The following is a 1,553-nucleotide window of genomic DNA, read 5'->3' as shown; positions in this document are numbered from 1 at the left end:
CTCGCCGGCCGCGCCAACCTCGCCCACGCCCGACGCGACCTCCACGACCACGCCGCCGCCTTCGCGGTCTTCGGAATCTAACAACAAACGATCAAACCGGACAAAGATCTACAACGCCGGGGCCCTGGGGTCGAGTGCCAGATAAGGACCTGTCGGAGAACGAACGCGAGGAACTGGAGCGGCTCCGCAAGGAGAACGCCACGCTACGGATGGAGCGTGACTTCGCAAAAAAAGTAGCGACCTGGTTCGCGAAGGAACAGCCGTGAAGTACGCGGCGATCGCGGACTGGGCCGCTGACAAGCAGTACTCGGTCACGTTCATGTGCGCCCAGCTCGGGGTGGTTCGCCAGGGTTACTACCGGTGGCTGGCCGACGGGCCGTGCCAGCGCGAGCGCACCGACGCCGAGCTCACCGAGACGATCCGCGAGGTCCACGCCGCGCTGCACGGCCACCCCGGCGTGCGCCGGGTCTGGGCCGAGCTCGTCGTACGTGGTGTCCGGGTCGCCCGCAAGCGCGTCTGGCGCCTGATGCGCGCTGCCGGGCTGCGCGGACGCCATCCACGGCCCTGGAAGCGGACGACCCTCGCAGCTCAGCGGCCTATCGACGCACCGGACCTGATCGGGCAGGACTTCACCGCCCAGGCCCCCAACACCCGCTGGTGCGGCGACATCACCTACGTGCAGACCGTCGACGGCTGGGTCTACACCGCGACCGTGATCGACCTGCACTCGCGAAAGGTCGTGGGCTACGCCGTGGCCGACCACCTGCGCACCAGCCTCATCGTCGAGGCTCTCGCCGCCGCGCTGGTGACCCGCAAGCCGGCCTCCGGGGTGATCTTCCACAGCGACCGTGGTTGTCAATACACGTCCCGGGAGTTCGCCGACTTCTGCGCCGAAAACGGCGTCGTCCGCTCCATGGGCCGGCGCGCCACCTGCTTCGATAACGCGGTCTCCGAGTCATTCTTCGCGACCTACAAGAAGGAGCTCATCCACACCCGCCCGTGGAACGACGTCACCGAGGTTCGACAGCACACATTCCTGTCGATTGAGGGCTACTACAACCGCCGGAGGCGACACTCCACCCTCAGCTACTTGACACCGCTCGAATACGAGCTAGGATTCAGGAAACTCACCGACCTGGCAGCCTAAACCGGTGTCAATAAAATCGGGAACACTCCATGGCACCCGTTGTCGCGGGTGGCGGGGACGCCGTTGGCGTGCAGCGCGGGTTTCCAGATTTTGGCGTTGAAGTAGTGCCTGTTGATCGGCTTGCTCTCGCGGGTCGTGAGGATCAGGGTGACGGTAACCGGTGAGCCGTCGGGTCCGTCCCAGGGGAGTGTCACCGTGCGCGCCGGGAAACGCTCGAGGTGAGCCAGGAGGGCGGCGCGAACGGAGGTGGGCATCGGGACGCTTCGCGTCTTCCTGCCTTTGGGTAGGGCGAAGTAGGGCTGGTTGCTTGCGGTGAGCTTCACCTGTCGGCGAACGGTGATGGTCTCGCGGTCGAAGTCGAGGTCGTCGGGGGACAGGGCGAAGATTTCGCCCTGCCGGAGTCCGG

The 1,553-nt window shown here is 66.0% G+C and carries 1 protein-coding gene and 1 pseudogene; one reads left to right on the top strand and one right to left on the bottom strand.

Annotated elements, in window-relative coordinates:
* Positions 1 to 262: 262 nt before the first annotated feature.
* Complete coding sequence (locus KME75_RS41435) at positions 263 to 1,147, top strand: IS3 family transposase (RefSeq protein ID WP_308283517.1); 885 nt, start codon at positions 263 to 265, stop codon at positions 1,145 to 1,147.
* Here KME75_RS41435 and KME75_RS41430 read toward each other — a convergent pair.
* A pseudogene (locus KME75_RS41430) lies at positions 1,144 to 1,553 on the bottom strand (site-specific integrase); the annotation flags it as partial. The gene KME75_RS41435 and the pseudogene KME75_RS41430 overlap by 4 nt on opposite strands.

The sequence above is a fragment of the Pseudonocardia nigra genome (genome assembly GCF_019396355.1).
GTDB classification, from domain to species: Bacteria; Actinomycetota; Actinomycetes; order Mycobacteriales; family Pseudonocardiaceae; genus Pseudonocardia; species Pseudonocardia nigra.
Note: the sequence above shows the minus strand (reverse complement) of the source record. Positions and strands in the feature narration are given on the sequence as shown.